Annotated in this window: 3 protein-coding genes; all 3 read left to right on the forward strand. The window is 57.7% G+C overall.

The annotated features are described in order from the left end of the window. The coding region (locus Q7V20_RS12350) for a hypothetical protein (protein WP_304791302.1) at nt 1-520 on the forward strand (520 nt) is incomplete at its 5' end. Nucleotides 521-574: 54 nt separating this feature from the next. Continuing rightward, complete coding sequence (locus Q7V20_RS12355; protein ID WP_304791305.1) at nt 575-2,377, forward strand: hypothetical protein; 1,803 nt, start codon at nt 575-577, stop codon at nt 2,375-2,377. Nucleotides 2,378-2,497: 120 nt separating this feature from the next. Next, the coding region (locus Q7V20_RS12360) for a MotA/TolQ/ExbB proton channel family protein (RefSeq protein WP_304791308.1) at nt 2,498-2,808 on the forward strand (311 nt) is incomplete at its 3' end.

Below are 2,808 nucleotides of genomic sequence, written 5' to 3' on the forward strand. Positions count from 1 at the left end.
TGGCTGGCGGCTGGGACGTCATGCCCACGACTGTTTTGACGGACTTGACCGGGTGCGGATCGCGGCCACCGGCCATGCCCATACCCTGGCCGCCCTGGAACGGCTGGCCCGCTTCCCGGAGCCGGGAATGGTGATCAGACCCGCTAGCGCACGGCCCTGGGACATGCTTTTTTATCATGAACCCACCGCCACTGCTCTCAAGGTCGTCTGCATCAGCAGACGCACCACCCTGTCCCCAACCGCCATAGAACTGGAGGACAAGCTGAACGGAGATGATCCAACCGTGGCCGACCGCTACCAGGCAGAACTTGATGGACTGGTCAGCAATATCGTCAATGGCGATCTGACCGGACTCTGTTTCGTCCAGGAGATCCGCTGCCGGGTGCTTGATGTAGAGAAGAGCAAGCTCCCGGCAAGTTGCCCCTGGTGTCAGAGTCGATCCTTCGCCCGGCTGATCGAGGTGGATGACCACATCTGCTGCCCGGCCTGCTCCGGGCTGGAACCGGAGTGGCTTGTCTGAACCTGGGCAGCGACAAATCCGCCATCAAGAAAATCTTCAACTTACGAGAAAAAAATGACACTTGCCAGATATCAACACGAAAGCATCCCGGTGCTGACAACCGCTCGCGACCGGATCAATGCGCGGGAAATGTCCCTGTGCACCTTCGGCTCCGGCGGCACCTGCTGCCGGGTCTGCAATATGGGCCCCTGCCAGATCATTGATGGGGTCGAAACCATGATCGGGGTCTGCGGCGCCACCTCCGATACCGTCGCCGCACGCAACTTCGCCAGGATTGTCGGCGCCGGTGTCGCCCTGCAGGTGGAAGAGGCCAGAGACATGGTCAGGGTTTTTATGGCCACCGCAAAAGGCGAGACACCCTACACCCTGGCCGACGAAAACAAGCTCCGCGAACTGGCCCGGCTGCTGGAGATCGACCCCGTCGGCAGCGACCTCAACACGCTGGCCCTGGAAACGGGCCGAGTGCTTTTTGCCGCATTCGGCAATCAGGATGAGACCCTGGCGCTGATGAAAATCGCCCCGGAAAACCGCCGCCGCATCTGGAAAGATCTGGGCGTCACCCCGCGCGGATTTGACCGCGAGGTGGTGGAACTGATGCACCGGACGCACATGGGTGTTGACCAGGAGTTTATCAACATCGTCCGCCAGACCAGCCGCTGCGCCCTGACCGACGGCTGGGGCGTATCCCGCGTGATCAACTGGCTGACGGATATCCTGTTTCCGACCCTGCCGGTACCAACCGGGACGCCGGAAGGACTGCAACAGGACATGATCAACATCCTGATCTACAGCCAAAGCCCGCTGGCTATGGAGACACTGAAAGAGGCGGCAAAAGATCCTGAAATCATCAACCTGTGTCAACGCTCATCGGCCACCGGCATCAATCTGGTGAACGGCTCCATCGGCGATCAGGAGACCGATCTCCTCACCGGGTGCGTGGACGTCATGGTGGTCAGCGGTTCGTGCATCATGCAGTCCATCTCCAAAATTATCCACCCCCTGCACACCCGCCTTGTCACCAGCACCCATTCCATGAAGATGACTGGGGCCGAACATCTTGAGCTGACAGGCCCGGCGGCCCGCAGCAATGCCATAGCCATCCTGAAGATGGCGGTCGCCGCTTTTCGTGGCCGTGAAAAAGTGCTCAACCCTGATGAAGAGAGTAAAGCCGGACAACGGTCACAACCACAACTCGGAATCAACTGCCTTGACCCCGCCCAGCTTGCAAGCCGGATCAGCAAAGGTGATATCCGTGGCATCGCCCTGATCATGGGCTGCGATAACTATCATCAGCAACAGGACAGTCATGCCGCCATCGCCGAGATTCTGCTGCGCAACGATATTCTCATCATCAGCAATGGCTGCGCCGCCAACTCTCTGGCCAAAAGTGAGGAGATGCAAGGAAACAGGGTCTGGGAAATGGCCGGTTCAAAGTTGCAGGCCGCCTGTCAGGAGATGAACCTGACGCCGATCCTGCCCATGGGAACCTGCATTAACAGCAGCCAATTGTTACAGATTGCCGACCTGCTCATCCAGCAGGGGATGGGAAACGACCTTGCCGATCTGCCGCTGACGGCAGTCGCTCCGGCCTGGATCAGCGAAAAAATTGTAACAGCCGGTCAATGCCTGGTCGCAAGCGGCATCGATGTCTTTTTCAGCGCCTTGCCGGTCACCGGCTCCCGCAAACTGGCCGACTATCTGCAACACGGCTGCCGCACTGAATACGGGGCCTGCTGGCAAATAGACAAGGAACCCGACCAGATGGCGCAAAAAATAATCGCCCGGATTGACAGCAAACGACAGGAGTTGAATCAGACAAACAGTTTTGTTGTCCCAACAGCAACAACATCGGCATAACTGACAGGCAAAGCTGGCTTTCAATATTTTCACCAACAGGGGGTAAATTTCACGGTCACACCCACAACCAGAAAGGGCTTCGGCCCGGAAAAATACAAACGCAAGAAAAGGAGTAAGACAATGGATTGGCTGAAATCAGTTATCGAATATGGCGTCATCGGCCTGCTGGGGGCGCTGAGCGTGATCGCGGTGGCCATTGCCATCGAGCGCTTCCGCTTCTTCAAGGGCCTCTGCCTTGAAGAATTTAACAACCGGCGACTTTTGGAGTTGGCACTTACCCGCAGGTTACACCTCATCGCCACCATCGGCAGCAACGCCCCCTATGTTGGGCTGCTCGGCACCGTGCTCGGTATCATGCTGATTTTTTATAATATGGGACAGGAAGGAATGGTGGATTCAGCCCGAATCATGACCGGGCTCGCCTTATCATT

The sequence above is a fragment of the Aquabacterium sp. genome, from assembly GCF_030652515.1.
GTDB lineage: Bacteria > Pseudomonadota > Gammaproteobacteria > Burkholderiales > Burkholderiaceae_C > Aquabacterium.